This is a genomic window from Petrimonas mucosa (assembly GCF_900095795.1).
Classification (GTDB): Bacteria; Bacteroidota; Bacteroidia; order Bacteroidales; family Dysgonomonadaceae; genus Petrimonas; species Petrimonas mucosa.
This window is the reverse complement of record NZ_LT608328.1, coordinates 2,098,150-2,122,427: the sequence shown is the minus strand read 5'-3', so window position 1 is coordinate 2,122,427 and position 24,278 is coordinate 2,098,150. Positions and strand designations below refer to the sequence as shown.

The window sequence follows — 24,278 nt, the reverse complement described above, 5'->3', positions numbered from 1 at the left end:
GATGAAGAGAACCAACCATCCTGCAGCACCCTTTTTCCTTCTGCTCCTATTGCTGACGGTCTCATGCGGCGGAGTCGATTCCGATGCAAAAAAAGCGGCTTCACTTACCAACCGGTCGATTGAGAGAACCAGTCAGCTGAAGCTCGACGATGCAGAGAAGCTCTACAAGAAGTCGCAGGCCATTATCCGGAAATATGAATCACATCCCAAACAGGAGAAGTTCAGTAGACTTTACCGGCAGTACAGGGACGAAGGAAGAGTTGTTCCCCAAGAACAGGATCGCCGATAGGGTTATTATCACTTTAATTAACACCGGCGAAGTTCCATAAAAAATATTTATTTGTAATTTTGCCCTTTTGCTAGTTTTACTGTATGATTAAAACAAACGGAATGCAGACGTCACTTCGAATGAAAAAAATTGTGTTGCTCTTCGCCATGGCCATTCTTTTCACGGCGGCAGGTGGAGCCCAGACACAGGGACCGGCTTACGAAAAAATTGTAGCAAACGGGCAGACATTTTACAGGTACAACGTTAAGAAGGGGGAGGGGTTGATGGCGGTCTCCCGGACTTTCAACGTTTCGGTGAATGATATCCTGAAGTACAACCCATCAGCAGCTTCGGGGCTGAAGGATGGACAGGAGCTGTTGATCCCGGTTATCGATGATGCAACGGTGTCACGGCAGCCGGTTCAGGCTGCTCAGCCGCTTCCGTCGGACCAGAACCAGACCTTTAGGCATAGTGTTGCAAGGGGGGAGACACTCTTCGGTATTGCCCAGATGTACGGCACGACTGTAAGCGAGATCCTCCAATACAACTACGGGCTGACCGAGAATATAACCGAAGGGGAGACCATCGCTATTCCGCAGCATAAGAGTTATTCCCCTTCCGGCGAGAATTACCGTTATCACACGATTCAACCGAAAGAGACGCTCTATTCGGTTTCAAGGACCTATTCCCTGAAACCTGAAGATCTGATTGCCGCCAATACAGGACTCTCCGTTGAGACTTTCCAGATTGGAAAAACGATCCGCATTCCGGTTACACGGCAACAGGCAGACTTCGTGCCATTTGAACAGCAGACGCAAAATATCCGGTATAAGGTGAAGCGGGGAGAGACACTCTACTCGATCTCCCAGGCATATGATGTTCCGGTTGAGTTGATCGAAAAAGCAAATCCTACCCTTGCATCAGGATTGAAAACCAATATGGAGTTGATCATTCCGGTGAAGATTTCCCGGTTAGACGACGATATTCATGTGAAGGAGATTGAAGCGAACCGGCTTCTCATCAGGAGCAACGAAATGCAACATACTGATGTGATCAGGGTAGGTCTTCTCTTGCCATTCCTCGACAGCTCTGACGGACAACACCTTAGGTTGCAGGAGTATTATGAAGGTTTTCTGCTGGCGGTGAATAAAATGAAAAAGGAGGGGGCAAACATCGAGGTGTATGTTTTTGAGACCGGTAGCCGGGCAAAGCTTGAGAGCCTGCTGGGAACCATGGAGATGGAGTCGCTGCACCTGCTGATCGGAGGAATGACCGACGAGCAGATCTCGCTGATGTCCAATTTCTCTAAGAAGCACAATATCAAGTATATCATCCCATTTTCATCAAAAAATAGTGAGGTGCAGAACAATCACCATATTTTCCAGGTAAACTCACCCCAATCATACTTCTATTCCAAAGCATCGGGAGTTTTTACCGAAACATTTGGAAATGCCAATGTGGTTTTTGTAAATGTGCCTGGGCGGACTGACAAGGCTGAATTCCTTTCCACCCTCAAAGGTGATCTGAAACGGAAGAGTATCCGCTACCGTGAGGTCTCCCTTACACCTGAACTTTCAACCGCAATCGCACCGTTGCTCCAGTCCGGCGGAAACAATGTGATCGTTCCCTCCAGCGGCGATTCGGGAGCACTTCGCGAAGTGATCGATGCCCTTTCAAAGGTCCATCAGGCCCATCCGGGAATTACTACCCGGCTGTTCGGATATCCGGAGTGGCAGACCTATAATTTGGAGATCAAAAGATCTTTACACCAGTTTGGAACCTATTTCTACACATCGTTCTACGTTGATGAACAGGATGAGAACACCCGGCATTTCATTGAGAATTTCAGGCATTGGTATGGCCGCGACCTGATTAACACCTATCCAAAGTACGGGATATTCGGATATGAAACCGGTCTCTATTTCCTGAATGCCATCTATCGTTACGGTATCAATTTCGAGCACTATATCAACCGGCTCCCCTCAAATTCACTGCAGTTCTCCTTCAAGTTCGACCGGGTAAACAACTGGGGCGGGTTTATCAATACCGGATTGTACCTGATTCATTACGGTGCTGAAAATAGTGTTCAAAAAATAAATAAATGTTTGTAAATGAGACAGCTGATTGCCGGAATCCTCCTGTTTCTCTGTTCCGCACAGATATCTGCACAGAAGAACCAGTTCGACAAGGAGCTCTATATCGGAGTAGGGGGCGGAGCATTTGCTTCATCGGTCGATTTTTCACCTTCGGTTTCCCAGCAGCCGTTCATTGGAATTCATGGCGGCGTTTCGGCAAAGTATATCTCGGAAAAACACCTAGGATTACTGGTAGAACTCAATTATGCCCAGCGTGGGTGGATGGAGGATTTTTCTCCCGAAAGCGGATTTTCGTACGACAAGAGATTGAACTACCTGGAACTCCCCTTTATGACACACGTCTATTTCGGCAAGAAGGTCCGGTTCCTTATCAACGCCGGGCCGCAGCTTGGCTTTCTGCTCTCCAGCTCTGACAACATGAACGATGCCCTTGCGGCTGATATTGCCGCAAGACGGGAAGCCGACCCCGATACCCAGATTGGCATGCAATATACCCTGGAACCGCGACGTTTTGATTATGGACTGGTTGGGGGAGTCGGAATGGAGGTGAGAACCGGAGCGGGCAGTTTGCAGCTCGAGGGTAGATACTACTTTGGTCTGGGTGATATCTTCGAGAACCGCAAATCTAAAGCCGACTTTTTCTTCAGCCGTTCGGCACATCGCATCATCGAGGCGAAACTCTCCTATCTGTTTAAAGTGAAGTAGTAGGGTGAGGTTTGCACAGTAACAGTAAACAAAATTTTCCAACTTTGTGAACAAAAACATATGAATATATGTTTATATATTGATTTTATAAAATTGGATCTGTATGCAGGAGACAAAGGTGCAAGAAGTAGCCAAAGAGCAGTTTGAAGAGGTGGCCTATCTGTTGAAGGCCCTGGCCAGTGAGATCAGGCTCTGTGTGATCGCTCTGCTGTCGGACGGGTCGGAGAAATCGGTCACCGAATTGCAGTCGGACATTAAGTGCGAGCAGTCGCTTCTATCGTATCACCTTACCGATATGCGTGCAAAGGGCATACTATCCTGTCGCCGGAGCGGAAAAAACTGTTTCTATTCGATAAGGGACAGGCGAGTTGTCCAGTTGCTGCACTGCATTGCGGGTTGTAATTGAGAGGAGCTGAATATGAATGACTTTTTCAGGAAACATCGATTAAGGGTAGCTGGGCTCATTGTGGGTGCCCTCGGGGGCCTTCTCTATTACTACTTTGTGGGTTGTGGCACCGGTAGCTGCCCCATCACCGCAAATCCATGGAGAATGATGATTTACGGTGCTGTTCTGGGGGTGCTTATCTTCGATATTTTTACAAAAACCGAGACAAAAGAGAATGATCGGTAAAAAAAATAGGGTTATGAAAAATAGAGTTGTGATTTTTGCCGCAGTTGCGGCATTGGTAATACTTGTCGCTTGCGGCAATAACAGTAACCGGTCGGTTTCCCCGTTACCGGAGTCTGAAACTCAACAGAAAATCAATGTAAAGCGTAATAATATGAGCAAGACAATTCATTTGACAAAAGCCGAATTTCTGACGAAAGTGGCTGATTATGAGAAAAATTCCCAAACCTGGGAGTATCTGGGTGATAAACCTGCAATCATAGATTTCTATGCCGATTGGTGCGGACCGTGTAAAATGATAGCTCCGATACTGGAGGAGCTGGCTGCAGAATATGATGGGCAGATCTATATCTACAAGGTAAATACCGAAGCTGAACAGGAGTTGGCTGCCGATTTCGGGATCCGCAGCATTCCAACACTGCTATTCGTTCCGATGAATGAAGCGCCGCAAATGGCGCAGGGTGCATTGCCGAAGGATGCCTTCAGGCAGGCAATCAACGAAATTTTACTTAAAAACTGACCGGAGCCGTTAGCAGCTCCATAAGGCAGGGGTAGGGCTCACGCATGGCGTGGGCCTGCTCTCTGTCAGTTCATCTCAGATGTTGATCCAGCGTGTAATGGCAGTGAAGATGTTCTCCTTCTCTTTTACCCTCTTTTCTTCAATCTGCTTCGGAGCAAAGACCTTCAATCCCTTGTGAAAAATCTGCACGTCGATCTCGTCGCCTGTGCTTACCGGCTCCCCGTCGACATGCAGTACTCCCGGTTTCTCCCGCTTGATAATCAGTCTGCTGGTGAGCAGCGAGACCATCTTGCTGTTCTTGTCGATATTCTTGGTAAAGAGTTGCAGGGTGGTTTGCGGAATCTCGTTGGGATCAAGCGGTTTCAGGATGGAGACATTCATCTTCCCGTCCTCCATGTCGGCCCCGGGAGCAATATATACTTCATTGCCGTACTGGGAGGCATTGGCACAAGTGAGAAGAAATGCCCGTTCGCGGAGTGTTCCCCCGTCATGCCTGATTTCATACTCTTCCGATTTGAATTCAACCACGCCTTCCACAATGTTACGAACATAACCCAGGGGGCCCCGTTTCTTCTCTTCGGCAAACTTGTCACTGATGAATGCATCGAATCCGACGCCGCAGGTACAAAAGAAGATGTGACCGTTGGCGGAGCCGTAATCAATGGTGCGGACATTTCCTTCGAGAATGGTCTGGATGGCCTTCTCCGAATCCATGGAGATATGCAGGTCGCGTGCCAAGCCGTTCCCCGATCCGAACGGGATGATTCCCAGTACCGTATCGCTGTTCACCAGGGCTTTGGCAACCTCGTTGACCGTACCGTCGCCTCCGACAGTCAACACGTAGGCGAACTTCTCCTTTACCGCCTGCCTGGCAATCTCGGTGGCGTGGCCGGGATAACCTGTAATCCGGAAAATGACATCGAAATGGGTCTGGTCAAAAGCGGATGCGACCTCCTCGGGGATATTTTTTTTCGACTCCGTGCCGGAAACGGGATTGATGATGACGCAAACGCTTCTCTTTTCCATAGCTTCAATTTTATACAAAAATAGGATAAAAACCGGTTATCCGCTATTTTAAGGGGCATTAATTTGTCCTTTCGGCCATTGTTGACTACTTTTGCACCTCATAATAAAAGAGGTCTGCAAGATGGATCCGGTCACTGGAAGGCGCTGCCTTCGTGCTGGCGGGGCAAGCGGACCGGAAAATGACAGAAGATTGTATGGTAAAACCCGATAGCCTGATTTTCGATATGGACGGCACCCTTTGGGACAATGTCGATTCTTACGCAATTTCTTGGAACAGGGCATTGGAAGCAGAAGGATACAGTAGGCGGGTTAATCGCGAAGAGCTCCTGGGCCTGATGGGACGGGAGGCGCGCGTGATGCTCGAGACCATCATTCCCGATGCTTCCCGGTCGGCCCAGGACCGGTTGTTCGACGGGGTAGTCAGTCAATACCAGTTGCTGGTGCCCGATATGAAACCGCATATCTACGAAGGGGTTTATGCCGGACTTGAAAAACTGTCGTCGAGGTACCCCCTCTTCCTGTTGAGCAACTGCGAGAAAGGTGGTCTGGTAAACTTCATGAAGCATACCGGTACCGCACATCTCTTCACCGATTTCCTGGAACATGGTGAGAACCTGAAACCGAAGTCCTACAACATGAGGCTGCTGAAAGAGCGGAATCAGCTACAGGCTCCGTTCTACATCGGGGATACCGATTCCGACAGCAAAGCTTCGGCAGAGGCCGGACTCCCCTTTGTCTTTGTGACGTACGGATTCGGGAAGACAGAGAATTTCATTTGCAGTTTCGACTCGTTCCCGCAGCTGGTTGACTACTTTCTACATATATAATATCCATATGCAGAGCAGTTTTATTCTTGTCGTCATTGCCGCCTATTTCCTGATGCTGATGTTGATCTCCTACCTTACCAGCCGGAAAGGGAGTGACAACGATGCTTTTTTCCGGGCCAACAGATCCTCCAAGTGGTATGTCGTGGCGTTTGCGATGATCGGCACCTCCATCTCCGGCGTAACTTTTGTCTCGGTACCGGGGATGGTGCGCAATCACGACATGACCTACATGCAGATGGTATTGGGTTTCTTCTTCGGTTATCTGGTCATTGCCTATGTGCTGTTGCCGCTCTACTACAAGTTGAACCTCACCACCATCTACGGTTATCTCGGTCAGCGGTACGGCCGCAACTCCTACAAGACCGGTGCCTGGTTCTTTCTCCTTTCGAAGATTGTGGGGGCGGCCGCCCGGCTTTATCTGGTGGCCTTTATTCTGCAATCGCTGGTTTTTGATGCATGGGGTGTTCCCTTTGTCGTTACGGTTATCGGCATTATCCTGGTTATCTGGCTTTACAGCCACAAGAGCGGTATCAAGACGATTATCTGGACGGACTGGATACAGACGCTGCTCTTCCTCACTGCCCTGGTACTGATCATCTGGCAGGTTACGACGCGTCTCGGATTCGGTTGGGATGACACCTTCCGCGCGATAACCGCAAACCGGCATGCAAGGATTTTTGTCTTTGATGATTGGGCCAGCACGCAACACTTCTTCAAGCAATTTTTCAGCGGGATGTTCATTACCATCGTGATGACAGGCCTGGATCAGGATCAGATGCAGAAGAACTTGACAATCAAAAGTCTGAAGGATGCCAGGAGAAATGTGATCTCCTATGGCCTGGCCTTTGCCCCAATCAACCTGCTCTTTCTATCGCTGGGCGTTTTGCTGCTGATCTTTGCGGAGCAAAACGGCATCGCACTCCCCGACGTGTCGGACAACATTCTCCCGGTAATGGCCAGGGGGCACCTGGGGCAGGTGGTGCTGGGAATCTTCGTTACTGGAATTGTGGCGGCGGCTTTCTCAAGTGCCGATTCTGCGCTGACTGCCCTCACCACATCGTTCTGCGTGGATATCCTGGAGATGGGGAGGGCCGACAATCCCGAAGCCGAGCACCGTAACATTGCAACACGCCGCCACGTTCATCTGGCCATCAGCACTCTCTTTGTACTTATCATACTGCTGATCGAGGCTGTAGGTTCCGACAGCATCATCACGGCTATATACAAACTGGCCTCCTATACCTATGGTCCCCTGCTCGGATTGTATTTCTGCGGATTGTATACCCGGGTGAAGCCGGTCGACAAATGGGTGCCTTACGTCGCCGTTGCCGCACCGCTGCTCTGTTTCGTTTTCGAAACCGGAATGAAACTGCAGTTCGGTTACCAGGTAGGGTATGAGCTGCTGCTTGTCAATGCTGCACTTACCGTAACCGGTCTCTGGATTTTGTCGTTAAACCCCCGTAAACTCTAATCCTATGCTTATCAAATCTGCCCAGTTCATCATCAGTAACAGCGACTACCGGAAGTGTCCGCAGGACAATCGACCGGAATATGCATTTATCGGTCGCTCAAACGTTGGAAAATCATCGCTTATCAATATGCTGACCAACCGTAAAGGGTTGGCCATGACCTCCTCCACACCCGGCAAGACCATGTTGATCAACCATTTCCTGATTAACGACGAGTGGTACCTGGTAGACTTGCCGGGATATGGATACGCCCGGCGGGGAAAAGAAAACCGGGAGCGGTTGCAGCAGATTATTGAGGATTACATCCTGCAGCGTGAGTCGCTAACCTCCCTTTTTGTGCTGGTCGACAGCCGTCACGAACCACAGAAGATCGATCTGGCCTTTATGGAGTGGTTGGGCGAGAACGGAGTTCCGTTCAGCATCGTGTTTACCAAAATCGACAAGTTGGGACCGGTACGCCTGAAGCAGAACGTGGAGGAGTACAAGCAGAAGCTGTTGGAGAGATGGGAAGAGCTTCCACCTGTTTTTGTCACCTCTTCCGAAAAGCGGTCGGGCAGGGAAGAGCTGCTCGACTACATCGGGCAGATCAACGCATCCCTTCGCTGAAGGCCGTCCTCACCTTTTAATTAGAGACCTACGCTGTCGCGGTAGAAATCGAGAGACTGGAATATCAGCTCCTTGTCGACAACCTGGTTGATCTCGATCTTTCCGATGTCGGATAGAAGCGTGAAGTTTACCGACGAGGCGGTCTCGTTCTTCTTGTCGTGCCTCATGAAGTCGTAAAGCTTTTCATAATCATCACAACCGATCTCAAAAGCACCGTAGTTCCGGTGTATAAAGTGGATGGCCTGTAGCAGTTCCTCCTTCGGGAAGCCGCACAGGCGGTGTGATAGGTACAACTCCGAAATCAGTCCCCAGGCCACCGCATATCCGTGCAGAACTGGCCTGCCGCTCTCCAGGGCGAAACTTTCAAAGGCATGGCCCACCGTGTGTCCCAGATTCAACGCCTTGCGGAGATTGCGTTCAAAGGGATCTTTCTCCACAATCTCCTCCTTGATGGAGACCGAATGGAAAACCGTCTCGGTAAGCCAGTCGTAGTTGATATCTCCGGCATCGAAAGTGAGCAAGTTTTTCCACTCTTCAGTAGAGCTGATCAGGGCATGCTTCAGCATTTCGGAGTAGCCCGACAGGATATCTCCGCGTCCGAGCGTGTGGAAGAAACGGGAAGAGATCAAGACGCAAGCTGCCGGATAGAATGCACCTATCTCGTTTTTGAATCCCTCGAAATTGATGCCGGTCTTTCCGCCGACGGCGGCATCCACTGCCCCCAGCAATGTAGTGGGGATGTTGACATAGCTGATTCCGCGCTTGAATGTAGCTGCTGCAAATCCCCCGATATCGGTGATCATTCCGCCGCCGAGGTTGATCAGCAACGAATGGCGCGTGGCCCCGTTGCGGGTAAGGTGACTCCATATCCGCGCCAGGTTTTCGAGCGTTTTGCCTGTGTCGTTTGGCGGAATCACAATCTGGCCTGCCTCCTGTATCACCGGTAGTGATTCAATCAGCGGGAGACAGAGGCGGGCTGTATGTTCGTCTGTCAGCACGAAGAGCCTGTCGTGCCTGATCTCCGATATGATCGTTGCCAGGTCGGCTATCGGGTTGTTGCTTTTGATGATTCGTTGCATGGTTGACTCGATGTTTGGAGTGAAACGAGGGCCTTGTAAAGCTCGTCCTGGATTCGCTCCCTGATGTTTAGTGTGGATAATCGGTTGGGAGTACGCTCCGGATAGACCCGGTTCGACAGGAAGATATAGATCATGTTGTTGTCGGGATCGACCCAGAAGCTGGTACCGGTAAACCCTGTATGACCGTAGACGGAGAGAGGGGCAAGCGGGCTGGTGGGACTTGCATTGTTGTTCCGGGGATCGGGTTTGTCGAACCCCAGTCCACGGCGACTTTTACTACTTTTTGTCCCGGTGAAGAGGGTTACGGTCTCCTTGCTCAGGAGCCGCTCACCGCCATACTCTCCACCGTTCAGCCACATCTGGCAGAGCTTTGCCAGGTCGTTGGCGTTGGAAAAGAGTCCCGCATTACCCGATATTCCACCGAACAGTGCTGCTCCCTCATCGTGGACATATCCCCGTAGCTGCTGCTTGCGGAAGAAGGGGTCGTTCTCGGTGGGCGCAATCTTCTCCACCGGCATATGGTTTAACGGCAGAAATGTCATGTTGACCGCTCCCAGTTTCCGATAGAAGTTCTCTTTCACGTAGCTATCCAGGTCGGTTTTGGATAGTTGCTCCACCGCCTCCTTCAGCAACATGAAGTTGAGGCAGCTGTACCGGTAGGTTTTTGATCGGAGTTCAGTGGCGATGATATCTTTCAGGAGGGCCTGGTGCATCTTGTTGCTTGCGTAGAGATCGTTGGCTACGGGTCTGTGGAAGGTCTCGTCGCGCTTATCCGAGATGAAGGAGGGAATAAAGGTATAATCGGTTCTTCCCCATGCCCCGGCATAACGGGCGTGATAGAGTGACGACCTTTTCCCGAAGAGTGGTCCGTTGAAACTGTTGGGATCAATGGCCGTGTTGTAATAGGGAATATACGAAACGAGCCCCGATTCGTGAAATAGCGCTTCGCGGATGGTTATGTTTGCCTTGTTGCTCCCCCGGGTTTCAGGCACGAACTTCCCGATCGGATCCTGCAACCGGATCTTTTTTTCGTCGTACAGTTTCATGATTGCAGGAAGTGTTGCCGCGGCCTTGGTGATGGAGGCCAGGTCGTAAACGGTTTCAGCGTCGACTGCTGCCGTGGAGTTGTATTCCAGATTTCCGAATCCTCTGTCGTAGATGACCGTGCCATCTTTCACTACCAGCACATAGCACCCCGGGTAGGCCCGTTGGCGGATCCCCTCGAGCGCGATCCTCTCCACTCCCGCAAGGCTTTCAGTGGAGATTCCGACCTCTTCCGGAAATGAATAGGAGAGGCGGCACTTCCGGGTTTCGATTCCGCTGTTTGCGGCAAATCCACCGGCAGATACCGGCAGTCTACCCGAAAAGGGAATCCCGCCGAAAAGCGCCTGCGCACTACTTATCTGGGCAAAGTCGCTGTTGTCGTATGCAACCACTACAGCGCCCGCCTGGGTCACTACCGGTTTCAGCCGGTCGAGCGCATAGGGTGAGTCGAACAGCACCAGCACCGATTTCCCGGCACTGTTGATCACTTGCTGAAGTGCGGCGAGTTCACTTTTCGGTACGGCATGGAGGGAGACAATTACAGTTTCGAACTCCTTCAGTTTGGAGCTCAACAACCGGAGGCTGTCGACTGTTGCCACCTGGAAAGCGGTCACTTCGGCATATCTTTTCAACCACTGCTGGAATCTGTTCTGGTTTGAAACCCCGACGGCAACTGCGGCAATCCGGTTCCTGTCGAGTGCCGTTACCGGCAACAGGGTACTGTCGTTCTTGATCAGGGTAACCGCCTTGTCGTAGATCTTTCGTTGTACCCATTCACTTTCAGGAGTGTGTATGCTTCGGGATAGTGACCTGATATCTATCGGCTTGTTGTTGTGAACGCCGAGAATATATTTATAGGTCAGGATTTTTCTGACCTTCTCTTCAAGCATTGCCGGAGTGATAATACCCTTTTCGACAGCCTGTTTTACCTGTTGAAACTCCTTCTCCTGATTGATTACCCCCAAAATCACGTCGTTTCCTGCCAGCAGAGCTTTCACGCTCATGTCGGGCTGGTTGGATACCCCCTTCATTGCCATGCCGTCGGTGAAGGTAAGGCCCGTAAATCCCATCCGCTCTTTCAGCAATTTCTGCCCGACAGTTGCCGACAGTGAGGCAGGTAACCCGTTTGTGTTCAACGCCGGGACGTTAAGGTGACCGAGCATCATGCCGGATAGCCCTGCATTGATGAATTGTTGAAACGGATAGAGCTCCACCGAATCGAGCCGGTTCAGATTGTGTGAAAGGGTTGGCAACGTGTGGTGCGAATCTTCCGACGTGTCACCGTGACCGGGAAAGTGTTTGGCCACCGCCATCACGCCATTCTCTTCCATTCCAAGGGCAAAGGCGATTCCTTGCCTGGCTACGTTGGAGGGGAGCTCGCCGAAAGAGCGAGTGCCGATGACCGGATTGTCGGGATTGCTATGCACATCGATGGAGGGGGCAAAATTTATGTGGATCCCCATTTCACGGCATTGCCGGGCAACCTCTTTTCCGTAGAGCTTCAACGTCTCCTCGTCGTGAATGGCTCCAATGATCTGGTTTCGGGGAAAACGGGGTGCATCGTTCAGGCGCATCGATAATCCCCATTCACCGTCCAATGCCACAAATAGCGGTGTTTTGGCGATGCTCCGGATGTAGTTGGTCATTTCGGCCTGCGTTGCAAGTGAGCCCTTGGAGAAGAGCACTCCTCCGATTTTCTGGTTGTTGATATACCCTTCAATTTTTGTTTTCCAGCTGCTCTTCGATTCCACGATGGGCATGAAGAGCTGCCCTATCTTTTCATCCGGGCTCAGGCTGTTGTAGACGGAATCTACCCACTGCTCCAGTGCCTTTTTGTCGGCTTGCCGGTAAAGGTTGGTTTCGGTTTGTGCGGCAAGCGTCAGCGTAAGGAAACAATAAACAACAAGCAGCCTCTCTCTTGTTTTGAACATGATCACTCTCTTCTATTCACTTTTTCGAGTTCCACATCGATCCTCCCGATATGAGACCCTCTCCCTGCAGTTTGAAAAATCAGTACCTCCTCCTCATCGATATTTTTCACCATCTCGGGCGCCTTCATGTTGGTGTGGCTGTGACCGCCGATCACAATATCGATATTTCTTGTTTTACTCACAAATTGCTTGTCCGAGGTGTATCCCAGGTGCGACAGGCAGATGACCATGTCGCACCTGTAGACCGTTTTCAGCATCAGGGCCAGTTCGTTGGCCACCTTTTCGGGCGGGAGATACTTCATCCCATTGTAGTTGCCCGAAGCAATCAGCCCCTTGGGTTGAACATTGACGGCGATCACCCCGATCTTTACTCCATCCCTTTTAAGAATCAGGTAGGGTTTGATCAGACCCTTCAACGAGGTTTTGGAGAAGTCATAATTGCTGCTGATGATCGGAAACTTGGCACGGCGTACTACCTGTTCCAGGGTCTCCAGTCCATAGTCGAACTCGTGGTTCCCGAGCGTGGCCGCATCGTACTGCATCAGGTTCATCGCTTCGGTTTCAACCTCCCCTTTGAAGAGATTGAAGTAGGGGGTTCCCTGCAGAAAATCTCCCGCATCCAGGAGCAGAACGTTCCGGTTCTCTTTTCTTACCTGCCCGATAAAACTCATCCTGCGGACAACCCCGCCTTTATTTGCGGCATAACGGTCAGTTTCTGGAAGAGGTTCAATACGGCTATGTGTGTCGTTAGTATGGATGATGACAATCTTCTTTTGTCCAAAGAGAACGGTAACGCACGCAAAAAGGGCGAAAAACAAAAAGGTAAAATATTTTTTATTCATAGGATGTTGACGGTTATTCAATAACGGTTATTCTGCCATCTAGCCGGGAGGTGATCTCGCTCCCTTGTCGTGTCTGCTCCTTCACATAATCGATCATCACGTCGCGGAGCGTAATGCCCGTATGGGTAACTTTAATCGCGTTACGCAACGCATCCATGTCGTTATTGCCGTCGGCAAGATAGTCGAGCGTTGAAATCTTGTAAACCCTGTTTTCATCAACGGGCAAGCCGTCAACCGTAACCGAGCTGACCTTTCTCTCCTTGATCGTCAGTTTCACGTTGGAAGAGATTCCTGCTCCGCCAATCCAGGCATAGGCATCAAAGATCTTCTTCAGGTCGGAGCCTTTCAGTTCGAGAAAAGTGATGGAGTTGTCAAAAGAGTAGATCTCATAGAGGTCCCTGACCGTGATGTTCCCTTTCGGCATATTGGCCCGATGTCCGTGTACATTCATGATGGCTACGTCTACACCACCCGAAACCTGTTCGTCACCGTAGAGTTTCATCACATCGGAAGTGAGGTTGGTGAGCAGGCTTTCGGGACGGCCATAATCCAGCAACTGTGATGAAGTACCAATCACCTCGCTCATCTCGCGATCGAGTTCGGTTTTGTATTTCTGCACCAAAGCCACCATCTTTTTGTCTGGGTTGTTATCGAAACGGCTATCCATCTCCACAACGGTGCCGCTCATGTTACTTATCCTGTATTGGCGCGAACTGCATGAAATCAGCAAGGTAGCGGCAATAACTAGAGCAATGGGTTGTCTGTTCATCCTTTTGAGTAGGTTATTTTAATTTTATGTTGTCAAAAATACGCCAATTTTGTCACTTAAACAACGAGGGCAACTATTTTTACGAATAAAAAGAATCACCTCATTGTGATTTAAATAATTATTGTTACCTTTGCAACCGCTTTGCGCAATCTCTGTCGATTCGTTATCGTTATATTGCGTCCTGTGAGTTAAATATTAACATAAAGCTTTTAATAACAATGGATTTAATTAAAATTGCAGAAGAGTCTTTCGCCACGGGAAAGAAAGAATGGCCCAAGTTCAAGAGCGGCGACACCATAACGGTTGCTTACCGTATTGTGGAAGGTAACAAGGAGCGTATCCAGCAATACCGCGGAGTAGTTATCCGCATTTCTGGTCAGGGCGATAACAAGCGGTTCACGGTTCGCAAAATGTCGGATAACATCGGCGTTGAGCGTATCTTCCCCATCAACTCTCCCTTCATCGATAGTATTACGGTTAACAGCGAAGGAAAGGTCAGGAGAACCAAGCTCTACTATCTCCGTCAGTTGCGCGGAAAAGCAGCCCGCATCAAAAAGAAAACGTTTTAATAAAATTAGAACAAACACCCGAACGCTCCGAACTTTATCGGGGCGTTTTTTATCTTACTGAACTTTCTTACTGAACTTTCGCATGTTCAAAAAAATTGGGTAGAAACAGCTAAAGATGAGATCCACAAAACATTGTCACTCGATAATTTAGCTGTATACAGAGCATGCGAAACTTAAATTATCTTATCAACTTTCACCAGCATCACTGAAATGCTCTACAAGACAGAGGGCATTGTGTTGAGCAATGCCGGATATAACGACAAATATGCCATTACGCACCTCTTTACACGCGATTTTGGCCCTGTTTCCTACCTGCTGCCCAAAACACGCGGCCGGCGTTCAAAGATCAACACGGCGCTTTTTACGCCGCTCTCGATATTGAATATGGAGGTAGAACATCTTCCGCTGCGTGATATTCAGCGGCTGAAGGAGGTCGACCGGCAAACATTGCTGTTCGAAATCGGCTCAAACCCGGTCAAGGTTTCGCTGACGCTCTTCCTCTCTGAATTTTTGTCGAAAGTGTTGCGGGAGACCGACAACAATGAGGTGCTGTTCGATTACCTGAAACAGGCTATCGAGGTGCTTGAAAGGACGAAAAGGGGTCTGGCCAATTTTCATCTGACGTTTCTCTTGGGTCTTACACGGTTTTTGGGAATCTACCCCAATCTGGAAAATTATACCCGGGGGTGCTATTTTGATATGCTCAACGGGGAGTTTACCTATCGGAGCCCGACTCACCAGTATCTCCTGAACGAGCGGGAAAGTGCCTATCTCCATCTCCTTACCCGAATAAATTTCTCCAACATGCACCTCTTTCGCCTCTCGCGGAACGACAGGAACCTGATTATCGACAGGCTGCTGACCTACTACAGGTTGCACCTCTACGATTTCCAGTCGATCCGGTCGCTTGAAGTGCTCCGAGAGCTGCACTGATGCAGTCAGCAACCGAATACCTGAAAAACGATAACCTTACCGCAGCTATCCACCGTAAAACTGTCACCTAGCGATTCGTTCAACGTACCCTGCCACCAGTTGTCCAGGACCCTGTTCACTATGGGATATTTCAATCCGGTGGTGGTGATGGGTTTCCGGTCGATGGAAAAGAGGGAGACCTGCTCGCCGGCAAAACTGTGGAAGGTGGTTCTCGACCGGATAGGGGTAAAGATACCGTAATCGGTAATCATTTTCACATTGGCCTCCACCTGGTAATCGGCAAGGAGCGAGATGTTTCCCAAGGTGTGGTCTTCACGTAACCCGGTCCCCGCCACGATCACGATATTTTTTCTGCCCCGCTCCAAACAGAAACGGACCGACTTGGTCAGGTCGTTGCTCTCCTGTTCGCCGTCGGGAAATATCCGGTCTGCAAAACGGATCCTGTTTTCGAAAGAGATGGAGTCGCAATCGCCCACGATCGCATCAGGGGAGCCGCCGGCTTCTATAAAATGGTTGGCTGCCCCGTCGCAACAGACGATGTAAGGTGCCTGTTCAATTACCGATAACGGTAGAGGATGGCGTGGATAGTTGCCGTTTGCTACAATTATCGCCGTGGAACCGTCGTCTCTCTTTCCTGATCTCATTGTGGAAGGTTTGTTGCAAAGATAGCAACAGGAATCGGATTTCGGGATAAAAAAACGGCAAGAAATGTGGCTGGGAGAATAGCGGGTTGCACCTCCTACTGGTGTGAGCGGAGATACAACCCTTGGATGAAGCGGTTAATCAACTGGAGGCTTTTCTTTTCTGGTCGTCAGTTGATAAACGAACAGGAAAAGCGAAATCGAGCCGATGCCGAATATTGTGTCGCCGATAATCCGGGACCATTTGAACAGATTGACCACCGGTTGTTGCATGAATTCTGCCGAACGTGCATACCACATCCCGTGGTTTACGCTGGCAAATGTCTGCATCAACCCTACGGGCAGCAGGCTTACGACCACCATCAGCAGCAGTCCGATGTTCAGTGTCCAGAAGGTGAATCTGATCACCTTGTCGTTCCAGACCTGCTTGCGGTACATACCTCGAAGCACAAACAGCATCAATCCGATTCCCAACATGCCATAGACACCGAAGAGTGCTGCATGTCCATGAACGGGTGTCGTATTCAATCCCTGCATGTAGTAGAGTGCGATGGGAGGGTTGATGATAAAACCGAAAATGCCGGCTCCCAGGAAGTTCCAGAAGGCTACAGACAACAGGAAATAGATGGGCCATTTGTAGTCCGCCAGCCAGGCGGTCGACTTGCTCATCCGGTAATTGTGAAAGGCTTCAAACCCTATCAACACCAGCGGAATAACCTCCAACGCACTGAACGTGGCACCCAGTGCCATTACCGCCGTGGGCGTTCCGGTGAAATAGAGATGGTGGAATGTTCCCAGGATTCCTCCCGAAAGAAAGATGATGGTTGAGAAGAGCACGTTGTTGGTTGCCGATCCAATTCTTAGCAAGCCCATCCGGGTGAAGAGGAAGGCGGCAACCACAGTGGCAAATACTTCGAAAAATCCCTCAACCCACAAATGCACAACCCACCAGCGCCAATATTCGGCAATGGCCAGGTTGGTGGTCCTTCCCCACATCAAGCCTGCCGCATAAAATAGTGCGATGGCAAAACAGGAGATCAGGAAGAGTATCAGCAGCCCTCTTTCGTTTGTCCCTTTCGAGATGATAGGGATGATGGGGCGGATCATCAGTGTAAACCAGAGAAAGAGGCCCACAACAAGCAGCAATTGCCAGAATCTTCCCAGGTCGACATATTCGTAACCCTGATGTCCAAACCAGAAATTCTCTACCAGGCCCATCCGCTGCATGACGCCGAACCATTGTCCGGCCAGTGAACCGGCAACCACGATGAGCAGGGCGATAAAGAGGATATTTACCCCGAGTTTCTGGAATTTCGGATCTTTTCCGCTCAACGACGGGGCGATATAGAGACCGGTTGCCAGCCAGGCGCTGGCTATCCAGAAGATGGCAATCTGGACGTGCCAGGTACGTGTGATGGAGTAGGGAAGGAAGCCTGCAATGTTGATGCCGTATAGCGAATCACCCTCCACTCCGTAGTGGGCGGTGAGGATGCCCAACATTACCTGGACCAGTATCAGGATGTTCACCACCCAGAAATACTTTTTCGTTGCCCGCATCGATGGAGTGATAGCCAGATTCATCAAGGGGTCCTTTACCGGTTTCAACACCTCCTCCTGTTGCGAGCGCGCCTGTACGAAGACAAGAATACCGATGCCGATCAGCAGCATGATGATGCTGAATCCGGTCCAGATGATCAGATCGCCTGTCGGCACATTCCCAATCTGGGCATCGTTGGGCCAGTTGTGGGTATAGGTTATATTCTCGCCGGGTCGTTCCGTTACGCAGGCCCAGGATGCCCAGAAGAAGAATTGAACCATCCGTTCCATTCTCTTGTCGTCCCTGATGGCATTCTTGGGGATGGCATAGGCTGAACGGAGCGCGTCCAATGCAGGATCATCCATAAACAGCGAGGTGTAGTGTTGCTTGTTGTGTTCAAAGGCTTCAATCCTTTCTGCCGAAAGTGTCAGTGTTCTGGAGCGGTCGTCGTAGGTATTCCTCCGTAAAAAATTCTGGAGCCGCTTTTCCAACAGCGCTTTCTCTTCAGAACTTTTCGATTCAAAATTGCCACCCGACCACTTGTTCAGCAGGTATTGCGCTTCACGATGGAGATAGTCGGCCGTCCAGTCTGGTGCAACATAGGCTCCGTGTCCCCAGACCGTTCCCACCTCCTGTCCTCCCATACTTTGCCATACGTTCTGCCCCTCCCTGATGTTGTTTCCGGTGAAGAGAACGTTGCCAGATTCATCCAATACCTTTTCAGGGATTGGCGGCGCTTTCTGGTAGATCTGATTGCCGTAGAACAACAAGACGGCAAATGAGATCCCCACTACCAGAAAGAATGCAGTCCATAGTTTTCTGTGAGTCATAACTAAATGCGTTAAATCAACAGCTTGATCAATTTTGGATAAAAGTGCCGGAAGTTAGTTTAAAAAAACTACATCAGTAGAACCTGTAGATTCGTTTCTAGGTAGGTAACCAGTCAATATGATATCGCTCGCTCTCATTTATCGCCATTTGTTCCGGTGAAAATGAGTCAACCCCTTGAGAAAATTTGCGATGCTCTCTCTGCAAATATATCTCTCTATTTGATACAAACAAAAGAAAATATTTTTTTTTGTAAAAAACTTCACTCAACCAAGAGGAATGATAGAAGCGCCGATGATATGGCATGCCAGTCCCAAGAGAACAAAGAGATGAAATATGGCGTGAATAAACTCCCGCCCGGCCGTAGCGTAGATAATGGCACCGGCAATGTAGAAGAGCCCGCCCGATACCAGCCACCAGACCACCTCGATGCACCCTTTTTCATTTGCAGTTTCAATGAGCGGTTTAAAGGCAATTAGAATCACCAAGCCCATAATAACGTAAGATGCGGTTTTCAGGTGGCTGTTTCTCTTCAGTTGACCAAAACTGATGGCAATGCCTACAACAGCGATGCTCCAGACCAGTGCGAACAGCAACCAGCCCCAGAACTGCTCCTCACGTAGCAGAATCAGCGTAAAGGGCGAGTAGCTGGCCGCAATCAGCAGGTAGATACTTGCATGGTCGAAGTGACGATACTGCGCCTTTCGCTTAGGCTCCTTCACAAAATGGTATAAGGTGGAGGAGAGCATGCAGGCTACCATTCCGAAGCCGAAAATGGAGTAGGCGAGCATAGCCCAGCGGTTATCGGCAACGGTTGCCTTGTAGATCAGGATGATGGTTGCAACCAGCGCCATCACGACACCGGCAGCGTGGGTGAGGTAGTTTGCCTTCTCCTCTCTTGGAGTGTAGAATTTTTCGTTACTCATTGTTCGATAGTTTTACCATCTTCCTGCTCCGTTTCCAAACCCTGTTTTTCAACAGATCAGTTTCGGTTCACAAAAATAAGAAATTCGATCTCAACTCCTGCCAAATCGTCATAAATTTCTCTTTGGCAAGGTAATTGTCCTGAGCAGGTTGTAGACCGACGAGCCGACCGTAGCTGCGGTCAACCCATTATATAGAACAAATAAATATACAACATATGAACTTCAATAACTTTACAATCAAGTCGCAGGAGGCAGTGCAAAAGGCCATCGAACTGGCTCAGGCCAACAATCAGCAGATGATTGAGCCTGCGCACCTGCTAAAAGCTGTAATGCTGGTTGGTGAAAACGTTACCGGCTTTCTGTTTCAGAAACTTGGCGTGAACGTGAGAAACCTGGAGACAGCATTGAATAGGGAGATCGAATCCTATCCGCGTGTTTCGGGTGGAGATCCGATGTTGAGTCGGGAGACCAATGCGGTCTTCCAGCATTCTGTGGATGTTGCGAACAGGATGGGCGACCAGTTTGTGGCGCTGGAACATCTTTTACTGGCGATGATCAGCGAGAAGAACGGTGCATCGCAATTGATGAAAAATGCCGGAATCTCGCAGAACGGGCTTGAGACTGCAATCAGGGAGTTGCGCAAAGGCGAGAAGGTGACCAGCCCGTCGGCAGAGGACACCTATCAATCCCTGGGGAAATACGCCGTTAACCTGAACGACAGGGCCAGGAACGGCAAACTCGACCCTGTGATCGGCCGTGATGAGGAGATTCGCCGTGTACTCCAGATCCTGAGCCGCCGCACCAAGAATAACCCCATTCTTATCGGCGAACCGGGAACGGGAAAGACCGCCATCGCCGAGGGTATCGCACACCGTATCGTTCGGGGAGACGTACCCGAGAACCTCAAAAGCAAGGAGATCTATTCACTCGATATGGGAGCCCTCATTGCCGGTGCCAAATATAAGGGGGAGTTCGAAGAGCGGTTGAAATCGGTAGTGAACGAGGTGGTGAAAGCCGATGGGGAAGTTATTCTCTTTATCGACGAGATTCATACCCTTGTAGGGGCTGGAAAAAGCGAAGGAGCCATGGATGCCGCAAACATCCTGAAGCCTGCGTTGGCCAGGGGTGAGTTGCGTGCGATAGGTGCCACCACGCTCGACGAATACCAGAAATATTTCGAGAAGGACAAGGCTCTTGAACGACGTTTCCAGACCGTGATGGTGGATGAACCGTCCGAGCCTGACAGCATCTCCATACTCCGTGGTTTGAAGGAGCGGTATGAAAACCACCACAAGGTGAGAATCAAGGATGAGGCGATCATCGCGGCGGTACAGTTGTCGCACCGGTATATTACCGACCGGTTCCTGCCGGACAAGGCGATCGACCTGATGGACGAGGCTGCTGCCAAGTTGCGGATGGAGGTAGACTCGGTACCGTATGAACTGGATGAGATCATGCGCCGTATCAAGCAGTTGGAGATCGAACGTGAAGCGATCCGTCGCGAAAACGATACGGCAAAGGAGGAGATGCTCACCAGGCAGATTGAGAACCTTCGCGAAGAGGAGAGTGTGCTGAAAGCACGGTGGCAATCGGAGAAGGAGCTGATCAACCGTATTCAGCAGAACAAGATCGACATAGAGGATGCCAAGTTCCAGGCAGAAAAGGCCGAGCGTGAAGGAGACTACGGAAAGGTTGCCGAACTGCGGTATGGAAAGATCAAGGAAAAGGAGGCCGAGATTGAAGAACTGAAGAACCGGTTGCATGAAACACAGGGCGACAGTGCCATGATCAAGGAGGAGGTGGATGCTGAAGATATCGCCGGCGTGGTTTCGCGTTGGACTGGAATCCCGGTGACCCGGATGCTGCAGAGCGAACGGGAGAAGCTGCTTCACCTGGAGGAGGAGTTGCATAAGCGGGTTGTTGGACAGGAAGAGGCCATTACAGCTGTTGCCGATGCCGTGCGCCGTAACCGTGCCGGATTGAATGATCCGAAACGGCCAATCGGCTCGTTCATCTTTCTGGGGACGACCGGGGTGGGTAAGACCGAGCTGGCAAAGGCGCTGGCCGACTACCTGTTCGACGACGAGAACATGATGACCCGTATCGACATGAGCGAGTATCAGGAGAAGTTCAGTGCAACCCGGCTGATCGGGGCACCTCCCGGATATGTCGGGTATGACGAGGGTGGACAGCTGACCGAGGCGATCCGGAGAAAACCCTATTCAGTGGTACTGTTCGACGAGATCGAAAAGGCTCATCCGGATGTCTTCAACATCCTGCTGCAGGTACTGGATGATGGCCGTCTGACCGACAACAAGGGGAGGGTGGTGAACTTCAAGAACACCATCATCATCATGACCTCCAATATGGGTTCAGCCCTGATCCGGGAGAACTTCGAGAAGCTGACCGAACGGAACCGCGAGGAGGTTGTGGAGAACACCAGGAACCTGGTGTTGAGCATGCTGAAGCAGACCATCCGTCCCGAGTTCCTGAACCGGATCGACGACATCATCATGTTTGCCCCGCTCAAACAGGAGGAGATCAAACAGATCGTCCGCATCCAGCTGGATGGGGTGAAAAAGATGCTTGCCGGCAACAGCATTACGCTGGAGTATACCGATGAGGCGGTAGAGAGCATCGCGGAAGCGGGCTACGATCCCGAGTTCGGGGCACGTCCTGTGAAACGGGTCATTCAGCGGAAGGTGCTGAACCAGTTGTCGAAGGATATCCTCTCAGGCAAGGTGGACAACTCCAGGCCGATTGTGATCGACGCTATAGACGAGAATGTCTATTTCAGGAACTAAGGTTCTGCCGGACCTTTACTGGGAGACTCTTTTTCGTGTGCCAGGCTTCTGTTCGCCGATTTTTTTGTAGATTTGCGTTTTGTAAACAGTAAACAGATGATCGATCTCAGTAAAATTCCTTCCCCATGCTATGTGATGGAAGAGCAGTTGCTGCGCAACAACCTGCAACTGATAAAATCGGTAGAAGAGCGGGCGGGGGTGACCGTCATACTTGCATTCAAGGCGTTTGCCCTCTGGAAGTCATTTCCCATCGTAAGGGAGTACATTGCCCACTCCACGGCAAGTTCGGTGGCGGAGGCACAACTGGCTTTCGAAGAGATGGGGAGCCCTGCCCACACCTATGCACCATCCTATACCGATGCCGATTTTCCGCACTTTCTGAAATACAGCAGCCATATCACTTTCAATTCGCTGGCCCAGTTTCATCGGTTTTATCCGCAAGTGATGGCTTCACCCGGAACAATCAAATGCGGAATCCGTATCAACCCGGAATTTTCAGTAGTGGAGACCGACCTCTACAATCCCAGCATGCCCGGTTCACGTCTCGGTGTTACGGCAAAAAACATGGGGAATACCCTGCCGGAGGGAGTTACCGGCCTCCATCTTCACAACCTGTGTGAAAGCAACTCCTACGACCTCGAAAAGACCCTGGAGGTTGTGGAGCAGAAATTCGGGCACTTTCTGACCCGGGTGGAGTGGCTGAACCTGGGGGGAGGACATCTGATGACTCACAAGGATTACGATGTGGAGCACCTGATCGGGTTGCTGCTCCGTTTCAGGGAGAAGTATCCCAACCTGGAGATTATCCTCGAGCCCGGCAGTGCGTTCACCTGGCAGACCGGAGTATTGGTGGCGGATGTGGCAGACATCGTGGAGAACGACGGCATCCTGACCGCCATGCTTAACGTCTCCTTCGCCTGTCATATGCCCGATTGTCTCGAAATGCCCTACAAGCCGAGAATCCGTGGGGCGTACCATGAACCGGTACCCGGGAAGCCGACCTACCGGATGGGCGGAAACAGTTGTCTGAGCGGCGATTTCATGGGCGACTGGTCGTTCGATGAACCGCTGAAGGTGGGGGATAAGGTGGTGTTCGAGGATATGATCCATTACACCATCGTAAAGACCACCATGTTCAACGGAGTGTCGCATCCCTCTATCGGACTCTGGACAAAGGAGAACGAGTTTCTACTCTACCGGCGATTCGGTTATGAGGATTATAAAAACCGGATGAGTTAATATTCTGACCGATCAGGTAAAATAGTTGCACAGATTAAACAAATAGCCACATTTTTCTGTTTAGTTGTTGATGGGATCGTCTTGTCGATACAATATATCATTAACTAAAAACTGTTGCTTATGAGTTGGTTGTGGTTTATCATCGTCGGAGCAGTATCGGGCTGGCTCGCGGGAAACATTATGCGTGGAGGCGGCTTCGGGTTGCTGATGAATATCGTAGTAGGCGTTATCGGCGCACTTATCGGCGGCTGGGTCTTCGACCTGCTGGGAATAGGCGTGGGCAATGGATTGATCGGAAGCCTGATAACCGCATTGGTAGGAGCAATTCTTCTGCTTTGGATAATTTCCCTCTTGAAACGGAAGTAGTTCCACTGACAGCATAAGTGATCAGTTTGATGAAGAAAAAGCAGGTCGGCATCTTTTCAGGCTCCTTTAATCCGGTTCATACAGGCCACTTGATACTGGCAAACTATCTTTTGGAGTTTACCAGTCTCGACGAGATCTGGCTCGTGGTCTCCCCGCATAATCCAATTAAAGAGGCAGACAGCCTGCTGGATGAGAAGATCAGGCTGGAGATGGCGAGACTGGCGGTAGAGGAGTTCGACCGCCTGCTGGTTTCGGATATCGAGTTCTGCATGCCGAAGCCTTCCTATACCATCGATACGTTGACAAGATTAAGGAGTGAGAACCCGGATGTGGAGTTCACGCTTGTTATTGGCAGCGATAACTGGAGGAAATTCCCCCGGTGGAAAGAGCACCAACGGTTGATAGAGGAGTTCAGGATCCTGATCTATCCCCGACCGGGAGAGGAGGTGGGAGCAGACAGGCCGCTTCCGGAGAATGTACAGTTGATAGACGCCCCTATAGTGGAGATCTCTTCAACATTCATCCGTGAGAGCATACGGATGGGAAAAAACATGCGGGCATTTCTGCCCGCACAGGTGTATGATTATATCTTGTCCAACGGACTCTACCGGTGATGGAGGATTGT

At 50.4% G+C, this 24,278-nt stretch carries 23 protein-coding genes; 15 read left to right on the top strand and 8 right to left on the bottom strand.

Annotated features, from left to right (window positions below):
• Position 1: 1 nt before the first annotated feature.
• From ING2E5A_RS08550 to trxA, 6 genes are all read left to right on the top strand, one after another.
• A complete protein-coding gene (locus ING2E5A_RS08550; protein ID WP_071137042.1) occupies positions 2–289 on the top strand; it encodes a hypothetical protein in 288 nt (95 codons plus the stop codon).
• Positions 290–408: 119 nt separating this feature from the next.
• Positions 409–2,379, top strand: coding sequence for a PBP1 and LysM peptidoglycan-binding domain-containing protein (locus tag ING2E5A_RS08545; RefSeq protein WP_161941973.1), 1,971 nt, complete (start codon positions 409–411; stop codon positions 2,377–2,379).
• On the top strand, positions 2,380–3,069 hold the full coding sequence (locus ING2E5A_RS08540; RefSeq protein ID WP_071137040.1) for a porin family protein: 690 nt from the start codon (positions 2,380–2,382) through the stop codon (positions 3,067–3,069).
• A gap of 103 nt (positions 3,070–3,172) precedes the next feature.
• Complete coding sequence (locus tag ING2E5A_RS08535) at positions 3,173–3,475, top strand: ArsR/SmtB family transcription factor (RefSeq protein ID WP_071137039.1); 303 nt, start codon at positions 3,173–3,175, stop codon at positions 3,473–3,475.
• A gap of 12 nt (positions 3,476–3,487) precedes the next feature.
• Positions 3,488–3,700, top strand: a complete 213-nt coding sequence (locus ING2E5A_RS15710; RefSeq protein ID WP_071137038.1) for a DUF6132 family protein — start codon at positions 3,488–3,490, stop codon at positions 3,698–3,700.
• 13 nt (positions 3,701–3,713) lie between these two features.
• Positions 3,714–4,217, top strand: a complete 504-nt coding sequence (gene trxA / locus ING2E5A_RS08525) for a thioredoxin (protein ID WP_071138285.1) — start codon at positions 3,714–3,716, stop codon at positions 4,215–4,217.
• Positions 4,218–4,292: 75 nt separating this feature from the next.
• Here trxA and ING2E5A_RS08520 read toward each other — a convergent pair whose 3' ends face one another.
• A complete protein-coding gene (locus ING2E5A_RS08520) occupies positions 4,293–5,243 on the bottom strand; it encodes a diacylglycerol/lipid kinase family protein (RefSeq protein ID WP_071137037.1) in 951 nt (316 codons plus the stop codon).
• Positions 5,244–5,437: 194 nt separating this feature from the next.
• Between ING2E5A_RS08520 and ING2E5A_RS08515 the strand changes: the two genes are divergently transcribed.
• The 3 genes from ING2E5A_RS08515 to yihA are packed head-to-tail and all read left to right on the top strand — an operon-like array spanning position 5,438 to position 8,145.
• Complete coding sequence (locus tag ING2E5A_RS08515) at positions 5,438–6,070, top strand: HAD family hydrolase (protein ID WP_071137036.1); 633 nt, start codon at positions 5,438–5,440, stop codon at positions 6,068–6,070.
• Positions 6,071–6,077: 7 nt separating this feature from the next.
• Positions 6,078–7,541, top strand: coding sequence for a sodium:solute symporter (locus ING2E5A_RS08510; RefSeq protein WP_071138284.1), 1,464 nt, complete (start codon positions 6,078–6,080; stop codon positions 7,539–7,541).
• 4 nt (positions 7,542–7,545) lie between these two features.
• Entirely contained in the window at positions 7,546–8,145 is a 600-nt protein-coding gene (gene yihA, locus ING2E5A_RS08505; RefSeq protein WP_071137035.1) for a ribosome biogenesis GTP-binding protein YihA/YsxC, read from the top strand.
• 20 nt (positions 8,146–8,165) lie between these two features.
• Here the strand turns inward: yihA and aroB are convergent, their stop codons facing one another.
• The 4 genes from aroB to ING2E5A_RS08485 are packed head-to-tail and all read right to left on the bottom strand — an operon-like array spanning position 8,166 to position 13,810.
• Positions 8,166–9,224 (bottom strand): 3-dehydroquinate synthase, encoded by a 1,059-nt coding sequence (gene aroB, locus ING2E5A_RS08500; protein ID WP_071137034.1) that lies wholly within the window; start codon positions 9,222–9,224, stop codon positions 8,166–8,168.
• The gene (locus tag ING2E5A_RS08495) at positions 9,191–12,199 is read right to left on the bottom strand and encodes a glycoside hydrolase family 3 N-terminal domain-containing protein (protein WP_071137033.1); all 3,009 of its coding nucleotides are present in this window, start codon (positions 12,197–12,199) and stop codon (positions 9,191–9,193) included. The genes aroB and ING2E5A_RS08495 overlap by 34 nt, the downstream gene beginning before the upstream one ends.
• A 2-nt stretch (positions 12,200–12,201) precedes the next feature.
• Positions 12,202–13,041, bottom strand: a complete 840-nt coding sequence (locus ING2E5A_RS08490) for a bifunctional metallophosphatase/5'-nucleotidase (protein WP_071137032.1) — start codon at positions 13,039–13,041, stop codon at positions 12,202–12,204.
• A 13-nt stretch (positions 13,042–13,054) separates the two neighbouring features.
• Positions 13,055–13,810, bottom strand: a complete 756-nt coding sequence (locus tag ING2E5A_RS08485; protein WP_071137031.1) for a 5'-nucleotidase C-terminal domain-containing protein — start codon at positions 13,808–13,810, stop codon at positions 13,055–13,057.
• 218 nt (positions 13,811–14,028) lie between these two features.
• Between ING2E5A_RS08485 and rplS the strand changes: the two genes are divergently transcribed.
• Positions 14,029–14,379, top strand: a complete 351-nt coding sequence (rplS, locus tag ING2E5A_RS08480; protein ID WP_071137030.1) for a 50S ribosomal protein L19 — start codon at positions 14,029–14,031, stop codon at positions 14,377–14,379.
• A gap of 210 nt (positions 14,380–14,589) precedes the next feature.
• Positions 14,590–15,312: a DNA repair protein RecO gene (gene recO, locus ING2E5A_RS08475; protein WP_071137029.1), complete on the top strand. Its 723-nt coding sequence runs from the start codon at positions 14,590–14,592 to the stop codon at positions 15,310–15,312.
• A gap of 5 nt (positions 15,313–15,317) precedes the next feature.
• On the opposite strand, the gene ING2E5A_RS08470 is transcribed toward recO, so the two are convergent.
• The 3 genes from ING2E5A_RS08470 to trhA all read right to left on the bottom strand — a co-directional run bounded on the left by ING2E5A_RS08470 (position 15,318) and on the right by trhA (position 19,244).
• Positions 15,318–15,956 (bottom strand): thiamine diphosphokinase, encoded by a 639-nt coding sequence (locus ING2E5A_RS08470; protein WP_071137028.1) that lies wholly within the window; start codon positions 15,954–15,956, stop codon positions 15,318–15,320.
• A gap of 135 nt (positions 15,957–16,091) precedes the next feature.
• Entirely contained in the window at positions 16,092–18,320 is a 2,229-nt protein-coding gene (locus tag ING2E5A_RS08465; protein WP_071137027.1) for a nitric-oxide reductase large subunit, read from the bottom strand.
• 264 nt (positions 18,321–18,584) lie between these two features.
• Entirely contained in the window at positions 18,585–19,244 is a 660-nt protein-coding gene (gene trhA, locus ING2E5A_RS08460; RefSeq protein WP_071137026.1) for a PAQR family membrane homeostasis protein TrhA, read from the bottom strand.
• Positions 19,245–19,459: 215 nt separating this feature from the next.
• Between trhA and clpB the strand changes: the two genes are divergently transcribed.
• From clpB to nadD, 4 genes are all read left to right on the top strand, one after another.
• Positions 19,460–22,048 (top strand): ATP-dependent chaperone ClpB, encoded by a 2,589-nt coding sequence (gene clpB, locus ING2E5A_RS08455; RefSeq protein WP_071137025.1) that lies wholly within the window; start codon positions 19,460–19,462, stop codon positions 22,046–22,048.
• A gap of 96 nt (positions 22,049–22,144) precedes the next feature.
• Positions 22,145–23,287 (top strand): carboxynorspermidine decarboxylase, encoded by a 1,143-nt coding sequence (gene nspC / locus ING2E5A_RS08450; protein WP_071138283.1) that lies wholly within the window; start codon positions 22,145–22,147, stop codon positions 23,285–23,287.
• 120 nt (positions 23,288–23,407) lie between these two features.
• Positions 23,408–23,653: a GlsB/YeaQ/YmgE family stress response membrane protein gene (locus ING2E5A_RS08445; RefSeq protein ID WP_071137024.1), complete on the top strand. Its 246-nt coding sequence runs from the start codon at positions 23,408–23,410 to the stop codon at positions 23,651–23,653.
• Positions 23,654–23,682: 29 nt separating this feature from the next.
• On the top strand, positions 23,683–24,267 hold the full coding sequence (gene nadD / locus ING2E5A_RS08440) for a nicotinate (nicotinamide) nucleotide adenylyltransferase (protein ID WP_071137023.1): 585 nt from the start codon (positions 23,683–23,685) through the stop codon (positions 24,265–24,267).
• Positions 24,268–24,278 lie beyond the last annotated feature (11 nt).

Bases quoted from the DNA above. Each gene is read 5' to 3' on its own strand.
- ING2E5A_RS08550 (WP_071137042.1), top strand. From the start codon at position 2: ATGAAGAGAACCAACCATCCTGCAGCACCCTTTTTCCTTCTGCTCCTA.
- ING2E5A_RS08545 (WP_161941973.1), top strand. From the start codon at position 409: ATGAAAAAAATTGTGTTGCTCTTCGCCATGGCCATTCTTTTCACGGCG.
- ING2E5A_RS08540 (WP_071137040.1), top strand. From the start codon at position 2,380: ATGAGACAGCTGATTGCCGGAATCCTCCTGTTTCTCTGTTCCGCACAG.
- ING2E5A_RS08535 (WP_071137039.1), top strand. From the start codon at position 3,173: ATGCAGGAGACAAAGGTGCAAGAAGTAGCCAAAGAGCAGTTTGAAGAG.
- ING2E5A_RS15710 (WP_071137038.1), top strand. From the start codon at position 3,488: ATGAATGACTTTTTCAGGAAACATCGATTAAGGGTAGCTGGGCTCATT.
- trxA (WP_071138285.1), top strand. From the start codon at position 3,714: ATGAAAAATAGAGTTGTGATTTTTGCCGCAGTTGCGGCATTGGTAATA.
- ING2E5A_RS08520 (WP_071137037.1), bottom strand. From the start codon at position 5,243: ATGGAAAAGAGAAGCGTTTGCGTCATCATCAATCCCGTTTCCGGCACG.
- ING2E5A_RS08515 (WP_071137036.1), top strand. From the start codon at position 5,438: ATGGTAAAACCCGATAGCCTGATTTTCGATATGGACGGCACCCTTTGG.
- ING2E5A_RS08510 (WP_071138284.1), top strand. From the start codon at position 6,078: ATGCAGAGCAGTTTTATTCTTGTCGTCATTGCCGCCTATTTCCTGATG.
- yihA (WP_071137035.1), top strand. From the start codon at position 7,546: ATGCTTATCAAATCTGCCCAGTTCATCATCAGTAACAGCGACTACCGG.
- aroB (WP_071137034.1), bottom strand. From the start codon at position 9,224: ATGCAACGAATCATCAAAAGCAACAACCCGATAGCCGACCTGGCAACG.
- ING2E5A_RS08495 (WP_071137033.1), bottom strand. From the start codon at position 12,199: ATGTTCAAAACAAGAGAGAGGCTGCTTGTTGTTTATTGTTTCCTTACG.
- ING2E5A_RS08490 (WP_071137032.1), bottom strand. From the start codon at position 13,041: ATGAATAAAAAATATTTTACCTTTTTGTTTTTCGCCCTTTTTGCGTGC.
- ING2E5A_RS08485 (WP_071137031.1), bottom strand. From the start codon at position 13,810: ATGAACAGACAACCCATTGCTCTAGTTATTGCCGCTACCTTGCTGATT.
- rplS (WP_071137030.1), top strand. From the start codon at position 14,029: ATGGATTTAATTAAAATTGCAGAAGAGTCTTTCGCCACGGGAAAGAAA.
- recO (WP_071137029.1), top strand. From the start codon at position 14,590: ATGCTCTACAAGACAGAGGGCATTGTGTTGAGCAATGCCGGATATAAC.
- ING2E5A_RS08470 (WP_071137028.1), bottom strand. From the start codon at position 15,956: ATGAGATCAGGAAAGAGAGACGACGGTTCCACGGCGATAATTGTAGCA.
- ING2E5A_RS08465 (WP_071137027.1), bottom strand. From the start codon at position 18,320: ATGACTCACAGAAAACTATGGACTGCATTCTTTCTGGTAGTGGGGATC.
- trhA (WP_071137026.1), bottom strand. From the start codon at position 19,244: ATGAGTAACGAAAAATTCTACACTCCAAGAGAGGAGAAGGCAAACTAC.
- clpB (WP_071137025.1), top strand. From the start codon at position 19,460: ATGAACTTCAATAACTTTACAATCAAGTCGCAGGAGGCAGTGCAAAAG.
- nspC (WP_071138283.1), top strand. From the start codon at position 22,145: ATGATCGATCTCAGTAAAATTCCTTCCCCATGCTATGTGATGGAAGAG.
- ING2E5A_RS08445 (WP_071137024.1), top strand. From the start codon at position 23,408: ATGAGTTGGTTGTGGTTTATCATCGTCGGAGCAGTATCGGGCTGGCTC.
- nadD (WP_071137023.1), top strand. From the start codon at position 23,683: ATGAAGAAAAAGCAGGTCGGCATCTTTTCAGGCTCCTTTAATCCGGTT.